General features: G+C 33.4%; 21 protein-coding genes. 14 read left to right on the top strand and 7 right to left on the bottom strand.

Translation table 11 applies throughout. The features are described 5' to 3' along the window. The first annotated feature begins 25 nt into the window (after positions 1 to 25). The gene (locus Q0870_RS14200; RefSeq protein WP_298556418.1) at positions 26 to 1,867 is read left to right on the top strand and encodes an SLC13 family permease; all 1,842 of its coding nucleotides are present in this window, start codon (positions 26 to 28) and stop codon (positions 1,865 to 1,867) included. Positions 1,868 to 1,911: 44 nt separating this feature from the next. Beyond that, positions 1,912 to 2,595 (top strand): DUF2490 domain-containing protein, encoded by a 684-nt coding sequence (locus tag Q0870_RS14195; protein WP_298556416.1) that lies wholly within the window; start codon positions 1,912 to 1,914, stop codon positions 2,593 to 2,595. A 73-nt stretch (positions 2,596 to 2,668) separates the two neighbouring features. Here Q0870_RS14195 and rlmF read toward each other — a convergent pair whose 3' ends face one another. Continuing rightward, complete coding sequence (gene rlmF / locus Q0870_RS14190) at positions 2,669 to 3,553, bottom strand: 23S rRNA (adenine(1618)-N(6))-methyltransferase RlmF (protein ID WP_298556443.1); 885 nt, start codon at positions 3,551 to 3,553, stop codon at positions 2,669 to 2,671. A gap of 85 nt (positions 3,554 to 3,638) precedes the next feature. Here rlmF and Q0870_RS14185 point away from each other — a divergent pair, with 85 nt between their 5' ends. After that, positions 3,639 to 4,295, top strand: a complete 657-nt coding sequence (locus tag Q0870_RS14185) for an HAD family phosphatase (RefSeq protein WP_298556414.1) — start codon at positions 3,639 to 3,641, stop codon at positions 4,293 to 4,295. Here Q0870_RS14185 and Q0870_RS14180 read toward each other — a convergent pair. Then, a complete protein-coding gene (locus Q0870_RS14180; RefSeq protein ID WP_298556412.1) occupies positions 4,292 to 4,447 on the bottom strand; it encodes a hypothetical protein in 156 nt (51 codons plus the stop codon). The two genes, Q0870_RS14185 and Q0870_RS14180, sit on opposite strands and share 4 nt — an antisense overlap. 12 nt (positions 4,448 to 4,459) lie before the next feature. After that, entirely contained in the window at positions 4,460 to 4,903 is a 444-nt protein-coding gene (mscL, locus tag Q0870_RS14175; protein WP_298556410.1) for a large conductance mechanosensitive channel protein MscL, read from the bottom strand. Positions 4,904 to 5,168: 265 nt separating this feature from the next. Here mscL and Q0870_RS14170 point away from each other — a divergent pair, with 265 nt between their 5' ends. Both Q0870_RS14170 and Q0870_RS14165 read left to right on the top strand, forming a co-directional pair. Further along, positions 5,169 to 5,771 carry a transcriptional regulator gene (locus tag Q0870_RS14170; protein WP_298556408.1) on the top strand — a complete coding sequence of 201 codons (603 nt, stop codon included), beginning with the start codon at positions 5,169 to 5,171 and terminating at the stop codon, positions 5,769 to 5,771. Further along, positions 5,765 to 6,487 (top strand): DUF3307 domain-containing protein, encoded by a 723-nt coding sequence (locus Q0870_RS14165; RefSeq protein WP_298556406.1) that lies wholly within the window; start codon positions 5,765 to 5,767, stop codon positions 6,485 to 6,487. Before Q0870_RS14170 ends, Q0870_RS14165 begins: the two co-directional genes overlap by 7 nt. A gap of 374 nt (positions 6,488 to 6,861) precedes the next feature. Here Q0870_RS14165 and Q0870_RS14160 read toward each other — a convergent pair whose 3' ends face one another. The 3 genes from Q0870_RS14160 to Q0870_RS14150 form a co-directional block, all read right to left on the bottom strand. Next, positions 6,862 to 7,305 carry a DinB family protein gene (locus Q0870_RS14160; RefSeq protein WP_298556404.1) on the bottom strand — a complete coding sequence of 148 codons (444 nt, stop codon included), beginning with the start codon at positions 7,303 to 7,305 and terminating at the stop codon, positions 6,862 to 6,864. 15 nt (positions 7,306 to 7,320) lie between these two features. After that, positions 7,321 to 10,509, bottom strand: a complete 3,189-nt coding sequence (gene ccsA, locus Q0870_RS14155; protein WP_298556402.1) for a cytochrome c biogenesis protein CcsA — start codon at positions 10,507 to 10,509, stop codon at positions 7,321 to 7,323. A 307-nt stretch (positions 10,510 to 10,816) separates the two neighbouring features. Beyond that, positions 10,817 to 11,215 (bottom strand): group III truncated hemoglobin, encoded by a 399-nt coding sequence (locus Q0870_RS14150; RefSeq protein WP_298556400.1) that lies wholly within the window; start codon positions 11,213 to 11,215, stop codon positions 10,817 to 10,819. Positions 11,216 to 11,583: 368 nt separating this feature from the next. Between Q0870_RS14150 and Q0870_RS14145 the strand changes: the two genes are divergently transcribed. The 9 genes from Q0870_RS14145 to Q0870_RS14105 all read left to right on the top strand — a co-directional run bounded on the left by Q0870_RS14145 (position 11,584) and on the right by Q0870_RS14105 (position 19,219). Next, positions 11,584 to 12,351, top strand: coding sequence for a DUF2520 domain-containing protein (locus tag Q0870_RS14145; protein WP_298556397.1), 768 nt, complete (start codon positions 11,584 to 11,586; stop codon positions 12,349 to 12,351). Further along, complete coding sequence (locus Q0870_RS14140) at positions 12,332 to 12,862, top strand: HAD-IIIA family hydrolase (protein WP_298556395.1); 531 nt, start codon at positions 12,332 to 12,334, stop codon at positions 12,860 to 12,862. The genes Q0870_RS14145 and Q0870_RS14140 overlap by 20 nt, the downstream gene beginning before the upstream one ends. Before the next feature lie 109 nt (positions 12,863 to 12,971). Next, complete coding sequence (locus tag Q0870_RS14135) at positions 12,972 to 13,886, top strand: geranylgeranylglycerol-phosphate geranylgeranyltransferase (RefSeq protein WP_298556441.1); 915 nt, start codon at positions 12,972 to 12,974, stop codon at positions 13,884 to 13,886. A 101-nt stretch (positions 13,887 to 13,987) separates the two neighbouring features. After that, positions 13,988 to 14,581 (top strand): Maf-like protein, encoded by a 594-nt coding sequence (locus tag Q0870_RS14130; protein ID WP_298556393.1) that lies wholly within the window; start codon positions 13,988 to 13,990, stop codon positions 14,579 to 14,581. A gap of 17 nt (positions 14,582 to 14,598) precedes the next feature. Beyond that, a complete protein-coding gene (locus Q0870_RS14125; protein ID WP_298556391.1) occupies positions 14,599 to 15,561 on the top strand; it encodes a septum formation inhibitor Maf in 963 nt (320 codons plus the stop codon). A gap of 44 nt (positions 15,562 to 15,605) precedes the next feature. Further along, the gene (locus Q0870_RS14120; RefSeq protein ID WP_298556389.1) at positions 15,606 to 16,157 is read left to right on the top strand and encodes a mechanosensitive ion channel domain-containing protein; all 552 of its coding nucleotides are present in this window, start codon (positions 15,606 to 15,608) and stop codon (positions 16,155 to 16,157) included. Between the two features lie 34 nt (positions 16,158 to 16,191). Further along, positions 16,192 to 17,259: a magnesium/cobalt transporter CorA gene (corA, locus tag Q0870_RS14115; protein ID WP_298556387.1), complete on the top strand. Its 1,068-nt coding sequence runs from the start codon at positions 16,192 to 16,194 to the stop codon at positions 17,257 to 17,259. Between the two features lie 331 nt (positions 17,260 to 17,590). Further along, on the top strand, positions 17,591 to 18,700 hold the full coding sequence (locus tag Q0870_RS14110; protein ID WP_298556385.1) for a serine hydrolase domain-containing protein: 1,110 nt from the start codon (positions 17,591 to 17,593) through the stop codon (positions 18,698 to 18,700). Positions 18,701 to 18,922: 222 nt separating this feature from the next. Continuing rightward, positions 18,923 to 19,219, top strand: a complete 297-nt coding sequence (locus Q0870_RS14105) for a putative quinol monooxygenase (RefSeq protein WP_298556383.1) — start codon at positions 18,923 to 18,925, stop codon at positions 19,217 to 19,219. A gap of 117 nt (positions 19,220 to 19,336) precedes the next feature. Here the strand turns inward: Q0870_RS14105 and Q0870_RS14100 are convergent, their stop codons facing one another. Then, positions 19,337 to 20,236 carry a hypothetical protein gene (locus Q0870_RS14100; protein WP_298556381.1) on the bottom strand — a complete coding sequence of 300 codons (900 nt, stop codon included), beginning with the start codon at positions 20,234 to 20,236 and terminating at the stop codon, positions 19,337 to 19,339. Positions 20,237 to 20,331 lie beyond the last annotated feature (95 nt).

The following is a 20,331-nucleotide window of genomic DNA, read 5'->3' as shown; positions in this document are numbered from 1 at the left end:
TATATTTAACAAAGATTTACAAGATATGATTTATTTAATGCTTACCATTTTAGTTATTACCATTGGGCTTTTTGTTTGGGGCAAGTTTACACCAGATATTGTAGCTCTAATTTCTATGTTGAGCTTATTCCTAACAGGTATTCTAGACTCCAAAGAAACCTTAAGCGGCTTTAGCAACCCAACGGTTATTATGATTGCTGCATTGTTTATTATTGGAGAAGGTATTGCACAAACAGGATGGACTGCGCTTGCTGGTAAGAAATTTGTAGAATGGGCGGGCAAAAGTGTTCCTAAACTGTTAGTAATTATAACACTTGGTGGTGGTGTATTATCAGGGTTTGTTAGTAATACTGGTACTGTGGCTACTCTAATGCCATTAACTATTTCTTCAGCTTGGAGCATAGGCACATTACCTTCTAAAATGCTTATGCCAGTAGCATTTGGATCTAATACTGGTGGATTATTAACCTTAACAGGAACACCTCCAAACATTATAGCCAGTAATGCATTAGTTGAAGCTGGTTTTGAAGGCTTTTCATTCTTTGAATTTGCATTAATAGGTATACCATTACTTATTGTAGCATTATTATACTTTAGATATATAGGGTATAAATTATTACCAGAAAACAAAACCAATAATAAGCCCGTAAATATTGAATCTACATTACATAATTGGATTGAGGCATATAAAGTTGATAGCGACTATTACCGCTTACGTGTAAGATCAATATCTCCTCTATTAAACACCAAAATAGAAGCTTGGCAATTAGAAAAAGATTACAATGTTACTATTATAAGAATTAAAAGAAGACACCCTAATGTATTAAAAAAAATACCTCAGTTTATTGAGTTTCCTAGCCCGAGTACTGAATTTCTATACCATGATATTATTACCGTAAAAGGAGATACCGAGGCAATCAATAAAATAATGATTACGTTTAGGTTAGGGCTATTACCTTTAGAACCTATTACTGATGAATTAAAACACAATCTTATTAACCAAGAGGTTGGTATGACCGAAGTAATTGTCAACCCTAACTCAATGCTTGTAGGCAGAAAATACAAGCTAAACAATTACTTTAAACGCTTTGGCATCCAGCTTCTTGCTGCATCCAGAAACAAAAAACCATTGTTAGAAAAAGAAATTACTGTAAAGGCTGGCGATGCTTTCTTAATACGTGGTACTTGGGAACATATTGATGATTTAAAGAAACAACACGAAAACTTAGTTATTATTGGTAGTCCTGAAGGAATGGCCAAAAACGTAGATAGTCTTAGTTCAAAATCTTTCATCGCGCTTGGTGCGTTGTTATTAATGATTGTATTTATGGTTTTCAAGATTCTTCCAGGGTCTATGGCAGCATTAATTGCAGCAGGCGTAGTATTATTAACAGGATGTGTCCCTATTTCAAAAGCATATAAGGGCATTAGTTGGACAAGTGTAGTAATGATTGCTGCCATGATACCAATGGGTATAGCGCTTCAAAAAACAGGAACCGCACAATTAATTGCAAATGCATTAGTAGATTATTTAGGAGCCATTCACCCTATTATGCTATTAGGAGGTATATTTTTACTAACTACAACATTTAGCCAAGTAATAAACAACTCTGCAACTGCTGTATTAATGGCTCCTATTGCCATACTTGCGGCCAATTCATTAAACTTATCTCCTGCTCCATTTATGATTGTAGTTGCTATTAGCGCATCAACAGCATTTTTAACGCCAATAGGAACAACAACAAATGCAATGGTTATGACCGCTGGAGGTTACAAATTTATGAACTATATGAAAGTAGGCGCTCCACTTTTACTTCTATTTTTCATTATATCGCTAGTACTTGTTCCAATGATATGGCCATTTTAAATAAGAACATTCAACAAAAATTTACACCCTCAAAATACCAAAAAATGAAATATTACATTGCTATACTATTTTTCATATTTAGTTTCAGTAAAACATTTTCTCAATCTCCTGTAGAAGATGAGTTAGGATCTTGGTTCACTTTTTTAGGAAATCATAAAGTTTCTGATAAAGTTAGCATAAGTACTTTAATTCAAGCTTGGGACTATGAGTTAGCTGATAATTTCAACTTTATTTTATATAATCTTTCACTAAACTATGCTGTTTCACCTAAAGTAACAACTACATTGGCTTATGGGTATGCAGATATTGATAGTGGCTTTGAAACAAATGGCCCACATACTTTTGAAAACCGTTTATCTGAACAGATTGGCTATAAACATAAGCTATTTAAACTTCCAATAGATCACAGGTTAAGAGCTGAGCAACGGTTCCTAAACAAATCTACTTCAAATATCACACATAATAGATTGAGATATAGACTTGGGCTTAAAATACCCCTTAATAAAACCTTATTCTTTCGTATTCACAATGAATATATTACGACTCTTAATTCCAAAAAAGTAACTGGTTTTTCAGAAAATCGATTTTATTCTGCTTTGGGAATTAACGTTTCTAAATCTGTAAATGTACAAGTTGGTTACCTCAACAGAGCCATAAAAAAATTAAGTCTCCATAGACTGCAATTGGGCTTGTTTTATAAAATAGATTTGAGAAAAAAAGAACTATAAAAATATAATTTTTAGTATTGGTTATTAGTTGAAAAGGAATCAAGACAAATATTTAAAACGTTTTGGTTCCTTTTTATTTATAAGTCCAAGCTACAATTCGTGAAATTTTCTGTCCTTGTCCCATGTTAATTGTTTTTATATCTGAAGCACCTAATTTCTTTAAAGAGGTGTACATGCCTTTTACCAAATCTTTTTTAGAAACCAAAGTTGTAAACCAAACACACTGTTCTTTAAATAAAAAACTTTCATATAGATAATTATGGATAAAAGCTTTCTCTCCACCTTTATACCATAGTTCATTTTGAGTACCTGAAAAATTTCTAACCACTTTATCGCCTTCTTTTTTTAAGCCTTTCAACTTTCTTGAAGTAGCTTCTAAAGCTTCTGTTTCAGATTTATAAAATGGCGGATTACAAATAGATACTGAAAACACATCATCTTTATTTAAAATACCTTTTAAAATTTGAGAAGTATCTTTTTGAAGTCTTAAAGTTATAGAATCAGTAAAATTATTTTTATCGATGATTTCTTGAGCAAATTCTAATGACCTTTCATCAATATCAGTAGCAACAAAACTCCAATGATATTCAGCTTGTCCTAAAATGGGATAAATGCAACTCGCTCCAGTTCCAACATCCAAAACACTAATGTTTTCTAATATTTTAGATGACTTTAATAAATCAGCTATATGATGAATATAATCCACACGCCCAGGAATTGGCGGACACAAATTAATATCTGGAAACTCCCAAAACTTAATATTGTAGTCTTTAAATAATATGGCTGTATTTAGAGCTTTAACAGCTTTAGGATTTGCAAAGTCTATCGTTTTTGTTTGATACTTATTTTCAAAAACAAAAGGCAATAAATCTGGATATGTTTCGCATAAAGCGTCTAAATCATATCCTGATTTATGTTTATTCTTTGGATGAAATTTCGAGTTTACTTTGATTTTTATTTCATTTTAATAAGTATTCAAAACTACAAAATAGTTTTCTAGTGAGTTATCATCAATTCTTATATATTCGCAAAAAAAGTTACAGATGTTAAAAGCGGTTATTTTTGATATGGATGGTGTTATTATTGATAGTGAACCTATGCATAATAAAGCCTATCATGATATGTTTAACGAAGTTGGCATTGAAGTTTCAACTGAGTTTTACGAATCTTTCACAGGACAATCCACTATCAATATTTGTAAACGTTTATGCGACCATTTTAATTTAGAGCAATCCCCAGAAACTCTTGTAGCCATAAAACGTAAACATTACAAACACTTTTTTTACAGCAATTCTGATTTAGGGCTTATTGATGGCGTTTTAGATTTAATAAAAGATTACCATAGCAACGGACTTACTTTAGTACTAGCATCTTCTGCAGCTATGACGAGTATTAATCAAATATTTGACAGGTTTAATTTAAACCAATATTTTGTAGCTAAACTAAGTGGTGGCGATTTAAAACAATCTAAACCACACCCCGAAATTTTTATTAAAGCTGCTGAAGCTACAGGGTTTTCAAAAGACAAATGTATTGTTATTGAAGATTCAACCAACGGTGTTGAAGCTGCAAAAGGTGCAGGTATTTTCTGTGTAGGTTTTGATAGTTTTCATTCTAAAAACCAAGACTATTCAAAAGCTGATATGGTTATTAAAGATTTTAAAGCCATTGCGTTTAGTAAAATAAAAAACCTTCTTTAATCCTTACTTGCTTCTTTAGATTTCAAAATAATAGCCTTCAAGCGCTCCTTCCGCAACACAGCTTCAGATTTCTTTTTATTCTTCTTCTGATTCATCAACTTAGAATGTTTCGCTTTATTCTTAGTATTCTTTTCTCTACCTGTTTTTGCCATAATACGTAATAACTATTGTTTTGCCTTTAACAAGGCATTTTGCTCTTCCATAAGTTCTGTAAGATGCGATAATAACTCAATATCCTTTGGTGTTACAACGGTAGTATCTTTAGTATCCTGAGCTTTATTCCTTAATCTATTCATAAACTTCACCACAATAAAAACCGTAAATCCAATAATGATAAAATCCAATAATGCTTCCCCTAAAGCACCATAACCTATGGCAACCTCATCCGTTAAAACAGTACCTGAAGCATCACTAACAGCATCTTTTAAAATGATTCTTTTATTCTGAAAATTCACACCATCAGTTAACAAAGATAATGGCGGCAGAAATATTTTTTTCACCAATACATCAATCACTTTATTGAAAGATGCACCAATGATGATACCAATAGCCATATCCATCATGTTTCCTTTTACAGCAAACTCTTTAAATTCCTTAAATAATTTCATACCTAAACCCTATTATATTTTCAGATGCAAAGATATTATAATTGGGATTAGATTGTAATTGGGATTTTTAATCCTTTAAACAGAAAAAGCAACTTAAAAGACATAGTCACAATTACTTTAAAATAGCGCTACTAAATATCATCATTTTAACTAATAATCAAAATTATTACTCATTAAGCTAATATTTTATATTATTAGTTTTTAAGCTAATAATTTTGTATTCTTCTATAAAAATGATACATTTGATACTATCTTATACCAAATCATGACAAGTATAATAACAGGAGATATTATAAACTCTAAAAAAAGCACTCCAAAAAACTGGCTAGAAGCACTTAAAAACACGCTTAATAGTTTTGGTAAAACACCAAAAACATGGGAAGTTTACAGAGGCGATAGTTTTCAACTAGAAGTACAACCAGAACAAGCCTTACAAGCATGTATGCTTATAAAAGCCACTATAAAACAATTTGAACATTTAGATGTACGTCTTGCCATTGGTATAGGCGAAAAAACATATCAATCTAAAAACATTACCGAATCCAACGGAAGTGCCTTTATAAACTCTGGCGAGTGTTTCGAGAATCTAAAAAAAACAACATTAGCCATAAAATCACCTTTCAATAGCTTTGATACAGCATTAAACATCATGCTAGAATTAGCACAATTAACCATAAATAATTGGTCTAGCACCACAGCAATATTGGTAAAAACAACTTTAGAAAACCCAGATTTAAACCAAAATCAATTAGCCAAAATCCAAAATAAAACCCAAGGCAACATCAGCCAAGGCCTTAAAAGAGCAGGTTTCGATGAGATTTCAAAACTACTAGACTATTACAAAACCCAAATACAAAGCCTATGTTAACCCTAGCCATAAAACTTATACTAGCCCATGCCATTGGCGATTTCCTATTTCAGCCCTACAAATGGGTTCAGCACAAGGAAAAACACAAACACAAATCCAAGTACCTCTATTGGCATATTTTAATTCATGTTATAGCACTAATTGTACTCCTACAATTCAATTTTAAATATTGGTTAGCCTTAATCATCATCCCCGTTTCGCATTACATAATCGACATTATAAAACTCCACCTCAACACCAAAATAAATCCTCGTCTGCTATTTGGTTTAGACCAACTCGCACACCTCCTAGTTATAGCCTTGGTAGTTAAAATCTATCAACCTTACAACATCAATTTAGAGTTCCTGTTCCAACCAAAAACACTCCTGTTTTTAACCTGTTTACTCGGAATCACAAAAGCATCAGCAATCATCATGCGAACCATAATATCCAAATGGGATTTATCCGAATACAACAAAGAATCAACACTTGAAGATGCCGGCGCATATATAGGAGTTCTCGAGCGCCTTTTCGTATTCATGTTCATCATCACAAACCACTGGGAAGGTGTCGGTTTCCTCATCACCGCAAAATCGGTATTCCGTTTCAGCGATTTATCCAAAGCCAAAGACCGCAAACTCACCGAGTACATCCTCATCGGCTCACTCATCAGTTTCGGTTTAGCCATCGCTTTCGGGTTAGGCTACGAGTACGTCTTAACATTAATCGAAAAATAAAAAACAATTTGGGCGTTACCCCAAAAAAAGGGGTCGGGCTTTCCGTTCCAAGTCCTCGCACCTCCTACGTCGGGCTGTGGGCTATCCACTGCAATCCCTAACGCGGGCAAATCCGCAGAAGCCACTACTTTGAAGATTAGCCATTAGCAAAACAAAAAAAACTAGTTCTAAAAAGATAAAATAATAAAAAAGTCAACACCTTAATTCCGACACAGTCGGAAACATCAATTTGCAAAAAAAATGAGAAAAGAAACCTAATCGCGATGCGCAGCATCAAGCGTAAAGTTTCAATAACGAATGGCGCTTTAGCAATTTCCTTAAATTGATTTGATTTTTTGGTTCAATGTATCAAGGCTAAATGAACGCACCAAAAACTAAGCAATAATCTGATTTAAATGATACTCCAAATGATCCAAATAATCTTCCATCAAAAACCTCAAATCACAAACATCACCATTTTCAAGAGCAATCTCAAAGTTTAACGTTTCTTCATTCTGAATACCAAACAAATAAACTATTCTATTATTAATAGCATTCCAAAAATCAAGTAGTTCTCTAGTATCAGAATTTTGATAATCATTAGCCTTTACCAAATCATTTTGCTTATAATTATCAAAACGATATGGTTTTTCTTCAAACTGAATTTCGGTAAAACGTTTCAGATTATTAACAGCAGAGTCAATTAAATGTCCTAAAATTTCTTTTTTAGACCATTTTTCAGGAGACCTTCTATGTGAAATTTCAGATTCAGAGCACCCCAAGATATAATCACTCCCCAATTGGATTAATCCTTCTAATTTATGTTGCAATGCCTTCATTTTAAAAATATTAACCTACTTTTTATAATACCTCGCATACCCACGATACGCAAAAAATCCTAAAACAGCAACCAAAACACAAGCAATAGCAATAAACTTAACACTCACAATTTGATCTCCACTAGCATAACTATGCAAACCAGCTAAGTAAAAATTCACTCCAAAATAAGTCATTAGAATACTTGCAAACGCTATAATAGACATCAGGTTAAAAAACCAACGTCCACGTAATCCAGGAACTAATCGCATATGGATTACAAAAGCATAAATCATAATACTAATAAGCGCCCACGTTTCTTTCGGATCCCAACCCCAATAGCGCCCCCAACTCTCATTGGCCCACATACCACCTAAAAAGTTTCCAATGGTAAGCATTACTAAACCAACCGTTAAAGCCATTTCGTTAATAGTAGTTAGCTCTTTAATGTTTAAATCCATTTTAACTTTATTGCCTTTGGTTGTAAAAATCATGAGTAATAACGACACTGCACCTAAAATCATCCCTAAGGTAAACGGACCATAACTAGCCACAATAACCGCCACATGAATCATTAACCAATAACTATTTAAAACCGGTTGTAAATTGGCTATAGCAGGGTCCATCCAATTCCAATGTGCAATCATTAAAATCATTGAGGTTACAAAAGCTGTTGATGCGATGGTTAAATCACTTTTTCTTCCAAAAGCTAAACCAAAAAACATAGTTGCCCAAGCCACATAAATCATAGACTCATAAGCATCACTCCAAGGTGCATGACCAGAAATATACCAACGTGTAATTAAACCAGCAGTGTGTAATATAAACAAGCCTAAAATGACAAATTTTAAAACCGTTACAGACACATTAACAAACTTGCGCTTATCATTAAATATCTGAATAATTAATAACACAAACAACAAACTCCCAGCATACATATACCAACTAAAAAGCTTCTTAAAAATATCATACTTATTGTAAAGTACTTCGGTTTTCACTTTATCATCACTAAGCATCACTTCCCCTCCATAACGATGTTGTGTTTTTTTGAAGGCAGAAAGTAACTTTTCGGCTTCCTTAAAATCTCCAGATTGTTTTGCTTGATTTAAGGTAAACAAATAGGCTCTAAATCCATTTTTTATAAAATTATTATAAAGCGAATCTTTTATTATAGAAGGGGCCGTTTTATAATCAAAATTTGAAATCCACTTGTTATTTTCATCTTCTGGAATCGGGAAAATTTTTAAAGACCTCCCTTCAATAGTATTATATAATAAATTAACACGTTGGTCGGCTTCTTTAAACTCCTTTTGAAATCCGTTTGGTATTTGTGCTTTGTATGCTTCATCAAGATATGGCGCTAATATATAATCCCCTCTGTCTGTAAAAAAACTAGCCAAAGGCACATAATCTTCATCCTTACTAGCTCCGATTAGACTCCGTATTGAGTCTGCTTTTTTAGCTCTCAAATAAATAATAGGCACATTGTACCAAAGCATTGGACTTTCTTGAATAGAAAGAAACACTTGGTTGGCATCAAAATCTTCATACGCATCACTTTTACTTAACTTCCTAAGCATTTCAGAAGCATACGTATTAACCGGCATCATACGCCCGCTTAAATCCTGAATTACTAAATGCCCAAATTTATCAGCGTGGGCTTTAGGTGCTATATTCGCTTTTAAAATAGAATCTATTTGTGCTTTGGTTGGCTGTCCAGAATGATCATGCCGATCGCCTTCATGGTGTTCTTGAGCAAGTCCGCTAAGTCCAAAACATAAAACGAGAACAGTAAGCAGCTTCGCTTTTTTAGCTTTCACCTTTTCCAAGTAGCGTTTTAAGTCTGCAAAACGGGAATATTTAGAAAATAGAATAGCCATTAACCCAAAATATAACATCATGTAACCGATGTAAGTAATCAATGTTCCCCAATAATCATGGTTTACAGAAAGTATAGTTCCTTTTTCATCTGGATCAAATCCAGATTGGAAAAATCGATATCCATCATGATCTAAAATATTATTCATGAATATTTTATAATCATAATCTTCAGTGCGTTCATCTACAATAGTGACTTCACTTGAGTAAGCTGAATAGCCACGCTCTGTTCCTGGATAACGTTCAGCTTCAAAATCGTTTAACTTTAAAGAGAATGGTAACTCTAAAACCTTTGAACCGTATCTAAAAGCAAAATTTAATCCGCCAATTTTAACTTGTTTAAAATTGCTATTTGTACCTTTTCCGCCTAATAACCCAACATGTTGGGTTTCGCCATTAGTGGCTACTTTTAAAACTACACCATCTTCATCGTTCTTTAATTTTTCTGATTTCTCAACCACATCAAAAACACCTTTTACAACAGGATTAGGGAATACCATTTGCATATTACCAATCTTATAAAGCGAGCGTAATACTAGAGGCTGCAAACTATCTTTTACTAGTTTACCTTGTACTCTGGTTGCCATAGTCATATAATCGCCTTCAAAAGGAGAATTGATACTTAAAGAATCACCTTGATATGTAATATTAATAGCGCCATCGGTAGGTTTATTAAGTGCAATTAATATATTATGAACGTTTGCAATTTCTCCAACTTTCAAGAAATGGTTATGTCTTCCTCCATCTCCTGCTTCTACCATTTTTAAATAAGATTCGCCATTATCATTTGGAATAATATCTTCTTCTGCGCTAACTATAAACTTTTCTAGTTCAATAGTTACTGGTTCATCACCATACTCTGTATTGATTTTGAAATCATTTTCTAAACGACCTGAAAAATCAACTTCGCTTTCTAAAAAGCGTTGTTGTACTTGCCCATTAATTTCATAATCACCATCAATGTAAGCTGTAATGTATGTTTTTTGTGAAAGAAATGAATTCTCTGTAGCGCCTTCACGTATGGCCATCATGCCTTCAAAACTTGCATATCTTGTAATAAAAGCACCTAACAAAATAAAAATGAAAGCTAAATGCAAAATGAATGTTGCCCACTTTTCTTTTTTGTACAGTCTGAATCTGAATATATTTCCTGTGAAATTTATGACAAAAAATACCATAATAGCTTCAAACCACCATGCATTATAAATTAAAGTCCTAGTGTATGGTGTTGGCGATGTTTCTTGTCCTGAATCTAAAATAGTTCCAGTTGCCATGGCCACAGCAAAAAGGATAAATAAAACAGCAGTAAGTCTGGTTGAGAAGAAAATATTAGCGAGCTTTTTTTGCATAATCTTAAGCCTTTTAAAAGGTTTTGCAAATTTAAGGATTAATGTTTATTTGGAAGTGTTAAAGTGTGGTAAAAGTTTGGAGTTGGAAGCAAGGAGTTGGAAGATGAAAGACTGATGATAGAAGACCGAAATTATTACGCTGAGATTCGCGGAGTTTCACAGAGATGCACTAAACCCAAATTGACTACTTACTCTACTCTGTTTCTTTTATCGCAAAGGCTCAAAGACACAAAGATGAACACAAATTACTGAAAACTGTGACTGTTTACTAAAGGCTACATACTGAAGACTGCTTACTGAGGACTGCTTACTGAAATCTTGCTTCGAAAATTTTGAGATATAGGAATGTTCCCATTTTTCTGGCACGACGTTTTGCGTTTTCGGCATATTCGCCTTCAAAAAGTTCTTCTATAGTTTCAAACCACAGGTTTAGCCAGAGTCCGAAATGTAATTCTGTGATGCTGTTATTGTTTTCTTTATCGACTTTTACGTGTGCTTTTAGTGGATCGCCATGGTATTTATGCTCTAACTTGCGAGTCATGAACAAACTTGTTTCCCAGAAAGTGGTTAGACGTTCTAAGTGTGCATCCCAATCTTTTATAACATCGTTAAAAAATGGCTCAAGTACCTTATCTGCTCTTACTTTTTTGTAGAATTCTGTGACTAGTAGATTTACGTCTGCTCTGGTTTGGAGGTCTTGTTTCATGTATACAAAATTAAGCTATTTTGTTGGTAATATACATGTTGAATTCTGCAAACTAAATATATTTTGTTACTTGGAAATTTGAAGAGTTACAGGCTATTTTTTCGCGCAAAGGCGCAAAGGCTTACTCGGTTGAATACAGATTGTTAGAAACTGATTTTTTTATACAGACTTTTGCAAACTGAGACTGAAACTAAAACTGAAAACGACCTTAGCAAATAGGTGCGCAAGGGATAGAAGTGGATAGCCCACAGCAAGCGCACCTTAGTGCGGTTGCGAGGACTTGTAACGGATAGCCCGACCCTTTTGGGTTGCGCCCAAAAATTAATAATTCTAAGGGTTAATTCATATTTCATTAGTATTTTAGCAACATGATTTCTGTTGTACTACTTGGCGCTGGTAATATTGCCACACATTTATTTAAGGGTTTTGATAAAACGGGTGAAGTTTCTGTTATCCAATGGTATAACAGGAGTTTGCTTGCTATAAAACCGTATATAAATTTGGTTGATATTACCGATGATTTGAATAACCTAAAGGACGCAGATATTTATATTTTAGCGGTTAGTGATGATGTGATTTCGGAAGTATCAAGTAAAGTGCCTTTTGTTGATAAATTGGTGGTTCATACCTCTGGAAGTGTGAGTGTTTACGATTTGGATATGAAACATAAACGTGGGGTTTTGTACCCGTTGCAAAGTTTTAGTAAAGCGGCTGAAATAGATTTTGGAGATGTGCCAATTTGTATTGAAACGATTGATAAAAAGAGTTATCCGTTGTTAAAAAAAATTGCGGCGAGTTTAGGTAGTCCAACAAAACGGATTAATAGCGACCAAAGGCGTGTACTGCATTTAGCGGCAGTTTTTGTAAATAATTTTACGAACCAACTGTATAGAATTGGGCATGAAATTACGGAAAGTGAGGGTGCTGAATTTGATTTATTGAAGCCTCTTATTTTGGAAACGGCGAAGAAAGTTCAAGAGATGTCGCCTTTTAAAGCGCAAACGGGTCCTGCGAAACGCAACGATAAAAAAACGATTAAAAAGCACTTAAAACAATTAGAAAATGAGCAGCATAAAGCGATCTATGAATTGCTTACAGAATCTATAAAACGTACGCATGGAAGAAAAAAGTTATAAGGAATATTTAGAGCATATTACCACATTTATTTTTGATGTTGATGGGGTTTTAACGGATGGATCGGTAACGGTTACCACTACCGGCGAAATGCTAAGAACGATGAACATTAAAGATGGTTATGCTTTAAAAACCGCTGTTGATGCGGGTTTTAATGTGTGTATCATTTCTGGAGGTAGTAATGAAGGCGTTCGTATTAGATTATCTGGTTTGGGTATTACCGATATTTATCTTGGTGCTCATAACAAGATTGAACAGCTTGATGATTACTTTTCTAAAAAGGGTGTGAAATCTGAAAACGCGCTTTATATGGGTGATGACATTCCTGATTATCCTGTTATGAAAGGTATTGGTTTACCGTGTTGTCCGCAAGATGCTGTTCCTGAAATTAAAGCCATTTCGAAATATATTTCTCATAAAAAAGGTGGTAAAGGTGCGGTTCGCGATGTGATTGAACAGGTTTTGAAAGTTCAAGGAAAATGGAATGGCAATTTTGGAGCTAAGTATGATTGATTTTGGTTACTGGTTACTGGTTACTGGTTACTGGTTACTAAACTGTATCATTAATTCTTATTATCAATCAATTAACACATCAACAACTATTAACTAATAACCAAAAACGATTAACTATCTAAACCTCATCCGATGGAAAAACTTAGTAATGATTGCCATAGTGCAATTACTTATTAAGTATGCGCTTTTAGAACCTTTTGGTGTGCAAACAGCTTTGGATGCATTTGGTATTACACTTTTAATTTTAGCCACCATTTGCATTGCAGCTGCTGGAAATATTATTAATGATATTTACGATATTGAAACTGATTTAGTAAACAAACCATATAAGGTTATTATTGATAAATCTGTTTCAGAAAAAGCTGCCTATAATTGGTTTATCGGGCTTAATTTAGTTGGTGTTAGCGTTGGGGTTTACTTATCGAATACAGTTGGTAAAGCACCTTTTTTCTCCATATTCGTGGTTATTTCTATTTTGCTTTATGTGTATGCTTCTTACTTAAAACGCACGCTTTTAGTTGGCAATATTGTTATTTCTGTGCTTGTTGCTTTGAGTTTAATAGTTGTTGGTGTATTTGAATTAATTCCGATGATGACACCCACAAACCAACAAACCCAAGTAGTATTTTTTAAAGTAATTTTAGATTATGCGTTGTTTGCTTTCTCAATAAACTTATTACGAGAAATAGCAAAAGACATTGAAGACATTGATGGCGACTACAAAGCTAAAATGCACACCTTACCCATTGCCATTGGGCGAGAACGAGCAAAACATGTGCTAACTGCTTTAAATTTCTTTCCATTAATTGGTATCATCTTTTACGTAGTTTCAGATTTATACAAACAACCCATAGCTGTTGGCTATTTTTTGCTGTTTATTATTGGCCCGCTTATTTATACAAGCATAAAAACCTTTAGCACCTCTACTAAGAAGGATATGCACCATATTAGCAATATGTATAAATGGATTATGCTTTTCGGGATGCTTTCCTTACTTTTATACAAGTATGTTATTCTAGGATAGAATTTTATCTCTCAGAGATTCGCTGAATAAAATAAAAAATGTCGCGCAAAGGCGCTAAGACGTAAAGAAAAACGAGTGCGAGTGCGACTAAAAAAATAAAAATGCTAAAAGAAAAACTAAAAGACTTTAATATTATCCTCGCTTCAGGTTCTCCTAGAAGGCAAGCGTTTTTCAAAAACCTAGAACTCGATTTCAAAATAAGACTTAAACCCGTAAAAGAAGAATATCCCTCACGATTAACACATTTTGAAATCAGTAATTACCTCGCGCAATTAAAAGCTTTACCCTTTAAAAAAGAGTTACAATCCAACGATATTTTAATCACAAGCGATACCATTGTTTGGCATAACAACACAGCCTTAGGAAAACCACATGATGAAGATGAAGCTTTCAGTATTTTGAAATCATTAAGCGGCGCAACACACGAAGTAATTACTTCGGTTTGTTTTACAACGCCTTCCTTTGAAAAAACACTTCATAATATTACAAAAGTAACTTTCAAAGCGCTTTCCGATGAAGAAATAAACTTCTACATAAAAACATACAAACCTTTCGATAAAGCAGGCGCTTATGGCATACAAGAATGGATAGGACAAATAGGTGTTACAAAAATTGAAGGCTCTTATTTTAACGTTATGGGTTTACCCGTTCATCTTGTTTACAAAACGTTAAATACCATTGCAGAAACAACTTAGCGTTGTAAATTTATGCTATGGAAACAATTAAGAAATTAGAAAAGGTTATTAAAGGAGAAATTCTTTTTTGGCTTACAATTGGGGTATTCGCTTTTATCGTATCATGCCAAAACAAAACGGCATCAAAAGATTTTGCAATGCATTCTGACACAAAAATAACTGAATCAGAAGCACCTAAAAAACAAGAAACCTCTCCAGAATTCAATGCCTATTGGTACGCTGGAGAAGCCGAAATTTCTTCCTATAAATTAGAACAAGCCCGCTATGGCGAAATTCGAGAAGGTAAAGCCGTTTTAATCTATGTAACTGAAGATTTCCTTCCAGACATACAAGTAAAAGCAGATTATCAAAACGCTAAAAACATTCCTGTTTTAAAATTAAATGCCACAAAACACTTTAATACTGGTGTATATCCATACACCATTATGCAAAGTACCTTCTACCCTGTTTCAAACAATAAACACGCTGTAAAAGTATCAAGTTCTATGCAAGAATGGTGCGGACATGTGTATGCTCAACTTAACAACAGAAAGCAATTTGAAGTTATGTCGCATTCTTATTTTGAGGGTGAAGCAGACCAAAATTTTAAACTCGATAAAGCTATTTTAGAAAACGAGTTATGGACTAAACTTCGCATTAATCCAAAATCATTACCAACGGGCGAATTAAAAATTATTCCTTCTTTAGAGTTCACAAGATTAAAACATAAAACCATAAAAGCCCACAAAGCATCTGCAACCTTAACAGAAAACAGATATTCTATAAAGTACCCAGAATTAAATAGAACATTATCAATTACATTTAACCCAAAATTTCCGTACGATATTTTAAGTTGGGAAGAAACCTTTAAAAGCGGCTTTGGTGCTAATGCTAAAACGCTAACCACAAAAGCCACAAAGCTAAAAACCATCAAATTGCCTTATTGGCAAAAGAATAGCAATAAAGATAAAGTTCTCAGAGAAACCCTTCAACTAAATTAAAATTATTTTCATTTTGGGCGTATCTTTGTATTAAATTTTAACTTATGTTTACTGCATTCATCGAAAACAACCAAGACGAATTTACAATAACAGGATTCATTCTACTTTCTGTACTAGTTATAAGATTTATTATAAATTTTACAATACGAAAAATAGCCAAAAAAAATAGCATAAACGATGCTAGAATAAGGCTCATGTGCAGATACGTTTCAGTTACACTTCTTATACTCACATTAATTATTGAAGCCTTCATTTTTGGAGCAGAATTTAAAGATCTCGCAGTAATATTTTCGTCTGTTTTTGCTATTTTAGGTATCGCTCTTTTCGCTATTTGGTCTATTTTAAGTAACGTAACCTCAGGCATTATTATGTTTTTCAACTTTCCATACAAAGTTGGCGATAAAATAGAAATCCACGATAAAGATTTCCCAATTACTGCTATTATTGAAGACATTAGGGCCTTCCAACTCCATTTAAGATTAGAAAACGGTGACCTAGTAACCTATCCCAACAACCTCATGTTACAAAAAGCAGTAACTCTAGTTAAAAAGGACGCTATAGACGATATTATTGAAGATGACGGCGAAGCTGTATAATATATTCCATATATTTAGAGTATAAATTCAATCAATGCTAAGAAAAAGAGTTTACCGATCCAAAAAGATTTTAGGAAAAATCCCAGGTAGTATTATCTACACAGGCGATCGCTCAAAAGAAAAACTTTTTATCGATACCTTTGATTATGGTAAAGACTTTTGTACCGAAAAAGAATTGCAATCCGTTCAAGAAAGTTTTGAGTATAAAGATACCGATTCTGTAACATGGATAAATTTAAACGGCTTAAACCACGTTGATCAAATTGAAGCCCTAGGTAAACACTACGCATTACACCCTTTAGTATTAGAAGATGTTGTAAACATAGCGCAACGCCCAAAAATTGATGAGTATGATGATTATATATTTGTCTCATTAAAAATGTTGTATTATGATGATGAGCAACAAATTGTTTCAGAACAAGTCAGTTTTGTATTAGGCAAAAATTATGTCCTATCATTCCAAGAAGCCGAAGGCGATGTTTTTGATCAAGTCAGAAACCGTTTAAGGCAATCCAAAGGTCGTGTACGCAACATGAAATCAGACTATCTGTTATACGTCTTAATCGATGCCATAGTCGACCATTATTTTAGTGTTATAGAAATTTTAGGCGATAAAATAGAAGACTTTGAAACTGCAATTTTTTCGGGAGCTGTAGATGATGATATCAGTCAGAAAATCCAAAATCTAAAACGCGAAATTCTAAGAGTACGTCGTGCCATTTTCCCATTACGCGAAGTTATTAATCGTATCGAAAAAAACGAAAGTCCGCTTATTCAAAAAAAGACAATCACCTATTACAAAGATATTTACGACCACCTCATTCAAGTTTCAGAAAACATCGATATCTACCGCGAAATGATATGGAGTTTAATGGATATGTACATGACCACCATCAGTAATAAAATGAACGAAGTCATGAAAGTCCTCACCATAATGGCATCCATTTTTATCCCGCTCACCTTCATCGCAGGCATCTACGGCATGAATTTCGAGTACATCCCAGAACTCCAATACAAATACTCCTACTTCATCCTCTGGGGCGTCATGATTATCATGTTTTTAGGCATGCTCTATTATTTCAGGAAGAAAAAGTGGCTTTAAATTTTTAATACTTGGGCGTTACCACAAGGGTCGGGCTTCCCGCTACAATCTTTTGCTTTTTTGTCATTCCTGCGAAGGCAGGAATCCACTAACAAACGCATAACCTAATCAAAAAGTCTCTAACCCATTTACAGAAAAGCAAAAGGATTTCCACTACAATCCCTAACGCAAAGGCTAACTATATTTCAACATTAAAATTTCATTTTTAAATAATAGAAACCACCAACTTGATTTTGTAAAAAATTTCAACTAACTTCGTTTAACGTCGGATATCAAACATTAAAACGATTTCATATCCGCGAAACATTAACGGTAATTAAAACCAACCAATATGAAAAATACAATCGTACTGCTTCTAATACTTTTTGTTTCTTGTAAACTACCTTCCGAAAAGAAAACCGAAACAAAGGATACTGAATTAGAACAATTGCGGACAAGTATTGATTCACTATTTAATTCTAATATCGGAGAAAATGAACCTGGAGCAGCTATACTTGTTTCTTATAACGGTAAAATGATTATTGGCAAAGGCTACGGAATGAGGGATCTGACAGAAAATCAACCGATAACAAAAAGCACTAATATGAGGATGGCTTCTGTCAGTAAACAATTCACAGCACTAACCATACTAAAACTTGTTGATGAAGGAAAAATATCATTAAATGATTCTGTTTATTCAATTTTTCCAATAGAAACTTTTAAGGATGGAACTACAATCGAGCAATTAATAAATCATACTTCTGGAAAAGCTGACGCTGAGAAAGCATTTTTTAAAGAATGGGATTCCACAATGATAGCAAACAATAAAAATATTTTAGAATGGTATTCTAGTGAAAATCGTACAATCACAAAACCAGGAGAAAAATATCAATACAATAATGGGATATATGAATTCATTCCTTGTATTGTTGAAAAAGTGAGTGGACAAGAATTTGCTGAATTTGCAAAGAAAAATATATTCAATAAAGCTGGAATGAAAAAAACCAATTTTTTCAATCTTACAAAACCTATTGAAATTGAAGAAAGAGCATTTTGTTATGAAAAAGACAGTTTAGGTAATTGGAAAAAAATGGATGGTCATTTTTTAAATGGTCTTTTAGGAGCTGGTGGAGTATATACAAGTGTAAATGATTATTTTCAATATGACCTAGCTTTAAGAAATAAGACTATTCTTTCTGAAAAAACTCACGAAATAATATTTAAACCTAGTTCCACGAATAAACATAATGGAGTTAAACGTTATTATGCAATGGGTTGGGGTGTTACTGACTGTACTGCAACGCATACAGGAGGTTGGTTTGGCACAAATACATTTACTAAAAGATATTTAAACAAGCCTTTAACAATAGCAATATTTATGAATCGAAAAACATTATTTACCAATGACTTGGTTAAAAAGACGGATTCATTAGTTATCGAATATGTAAAAAACTACCGCTAACAACTTATATGAAAAATTGCTAGTTTTACCCTAAACCAAAGTTTGTTGCTTTGTTTGCTAGCTTCTGATTTTCCCTCGGAAAATACTCGCGCACAAACACGCAACTTTTAATATACATAAACGATGGAATCCATTCAGCGAAAAGCTGACCAAAATGGCTCCGAAACTGTGTTGCTCCCTCCCTTTTGGTTCATGAATACCATCTTCCTGCTAAACCAAATTATGAACAACCAAAAATTAACAATTGTAGCTAAAATTTTGGCTAAGCCTGAACATAGAAACCTAGTTAAAAATGAATTAATCAAACTCATAGCACCCACAAAATTAGAAAAAGGATGCATTAACTATGATTTGCACCAAGATAACGACAATGAAAACCTGTTTTTGTTTTATGAAAACTGGGAAAACAGAGCGTTATGGGAAGCACATATGAAAAACACGCATTTAGCTGAATATGAAAAAGCTACAGATGGCGCAGTAGAATCGTTTTCTATTAATGAAATGACCCATATAGCATAAAAAAGTACATAATTGATAAAGCCACTAGTACTTATTTGATATAAAAAAGAGGTTGTTTAAGCTATTAAACAACCTCTTTTATTAAAATTATGACTTTACTATTATTATTGCTAAATTTTATTTATCGACAATTTTCGCATTAACATTACGCCATAAAATTACTGCTTCACCAGCTTTACAACGATAAGCCCCCATACGTAACTTAGCTTGAGTTGCTTGATCTGGTCTTGGTACTGTAAAACTTTTAAACACACCGTTTATTGAAGAATTTACATAATGTCTAAGTTTACCATTACGCGTTTCAAAACCTGTTTTAACTTTTACAAAAAAGTCTCTATTTTCTCTAACTCTTGTTATATAAGTTAACCTTCTTCCTCCTTTACCTTCACCACCACGTCTTTTTATTTCTTCTCGGTAAATATTAAAATAATTCTTACCATCAACCTCTATTGGTTTCGCAATAAATAAACAAATTGCAGGATCTGGAGACCCATTACCACTTGTATCTTTACCTTTTGCTTGAATAAAATAAGTACCATCTCTGTTAGTCATACTACCTAATGGTCTTGTCTCATTTGGAAACTCACCAGCTCTAGCAATTCTTACAGTTCCAGTTATTTCAATAAAATTTCCACTTTTAACTTTTCTTACAACCTTACTAGCTCTTTCAATTCTAGTTTCTCTACTATCAGAACTCGTATTAGCTCTAAGCCTATACATACCCCAAGTATTTGTTGTACCATACTTAGTTTGCACATAGTTATAAACACAAGATCGATCATCAATAATAGTATTAACGTTTTTATTAACATCTGTACCAGGTCCACTATAAGGCAACTCTGTTGTACTGCATGCTCTAGCTGCACTAGAGTTTTCAGCAACTAATTCTTCTTGAATCTCACTCAAATCAGTTGTTTCTAAAATTTCTTCTTGATCATTGGAACAACTCATTACAGTTGCCAAAACTGCAACTGCCATAAAAGTTTTTAGTGGTTTAAAATTTAATTGTTTTGTCATTTTTTTAGTTTAAATTAATTAAATATTTTCTTACAAATCAAATTTTAAAATAAAAATCAATTAAACTATCCTGTAGAATGCTGATGAATTATTAA

The sequence above is a fragment of the uncultured Algibacter sp. genome, assembly GCF_947487575.1.
GTDB lineage: Bacteria > Bacteroidota > Bacteroidia > Flavobacteriales > Flavobacteriaceae > Algibacter_B.
The sequence above is the reverse complement of the archived record's forward strand: the minus strand, read 5'-3'. Positions and strand labels throughout refer to the sequence as shown.

Coding starts and splice junctions, on each gene's coding strand:
- Q0870_RS14150 (WP_298556400.1), bottom strand. CDS start 11,215: ATGAAACAAGACCTCCAAACCAGAGCAGACGTAAATCTACTAGTCACA.
- Q0870_RS14140 (WP_298556395.1), top strand. CDS start 12,332: ATGGAAGAAAAAAGTTATAAGGAATATTTAGAGCATATTACCACATTT.
- Q0870_RS14200 (WP_298556418.1), top strand. CDS start 26: ATGATTTATTTAATGCTTACCATTTTAGTTATTACCATTGGGCTTTTT.
- corA (WP_298556387.1), top strand. CDS start 16,192: ATGCTAAGAAAAAGAGTTTACCGATCCAAAAAGATTTTAGGAAAAATC.
- Q0870_RS14130 (WP_298556393.1), top strand. CDS start 13,988: ATGCTAAAAGAAAAACTAAAAGACTTTAATATTATCCTCGCTTCAGGT.
- Q0870_RS14160 (WP_298556404.1), bottom strand. CDS start 7,305: ATGAAGGCATTGCAACATAAATTAGAAGGATTAATCCAATTGGGGAGT.
- Q0870_RS14100 (WP_298556381.1), bottom strand. CDS start 20,236: ATGACAAAACAATTAAATTTTAAACCACTAAAAACTTTTATGGCAGTT.
- Q0870_RS14180 (WP_298556412.1), bottom strand. CDS start 4,447: ATGGCAAAAACAGGTAGAGAAAAGAATACTAAGAATAAAGCGAAACAT.
- Q0870_RS14170 (WP_298556408.1), top strand. CDS start 5,169: ATGACAAGTATAATAACAGGAGATATTATAAACTCTAAAAAAAGCACT.
- Q0870_RS14125 (WP_298556391.1), top strand. CDS start 14,599: ATGGAAACAATTAAGAAATTAGAAAAGGTTATTAAAGGAGAAATTCTT.
- ccsA (WP_298556402.1), bottom strand. CDS start 10,509: ATGCAAAAAAAGCTCGCTAATATTTTCTTCTCAACCAGACTTACTGCT.
- Q0870_RS14165 (WP_298556406.1), top strand. CDS start 5,765: ATGTTAACCCTAGCCATAAAACTTATACTAGCCCATGCCATTGGCGAT.
- Q0870_RS14120 (WP_298556389.1), top strand. CDS start 15,606: ATGTTTACTGCATTCATCGAAAACAACCAAGACGAATTTACAATAACA.
- Q0870_RS14110 (WP_298556385.1), top strand. CDS start 17,591: ATGAAAAATACAATCGTACTGCTTCTAATACTTTTTGTTTCTTGTAAA.
- mscL (WP_298556410.1), bottom strand. CDS start 4,903: ATGAAATTATTTAAGGAATTTAAAGAGTTTGCTGTAAAAGGAAACATG.
- Q0870_RS14185 (WP_298556414.1), top strand. CDS start 3,639: ATGTTAAAAGCGGTTATTTTTGATATGGATGGTGTTATTATTGATAGT.
- Q0870_RS14145 (WP_298556397.1), top strand. CDS start 11,584: ATGATTTCTGTTGTACTACTTGGCGCTGGTAATATTGCCACACATTTA.
- Q0870_RS14105 (WP_298556383.1), top strand. CDS start 18,923: ATGAACAACCAAAAATTAACAATTGTAGCTAAAATTTTGGCTAAGCCT.
- Q0870_RS14195 (WP_298556416.1), top strand. CDS start 1,912: ATGAAATATTACATTGCTATACTATTTTTCATATTTAGTTTCAGTAAA.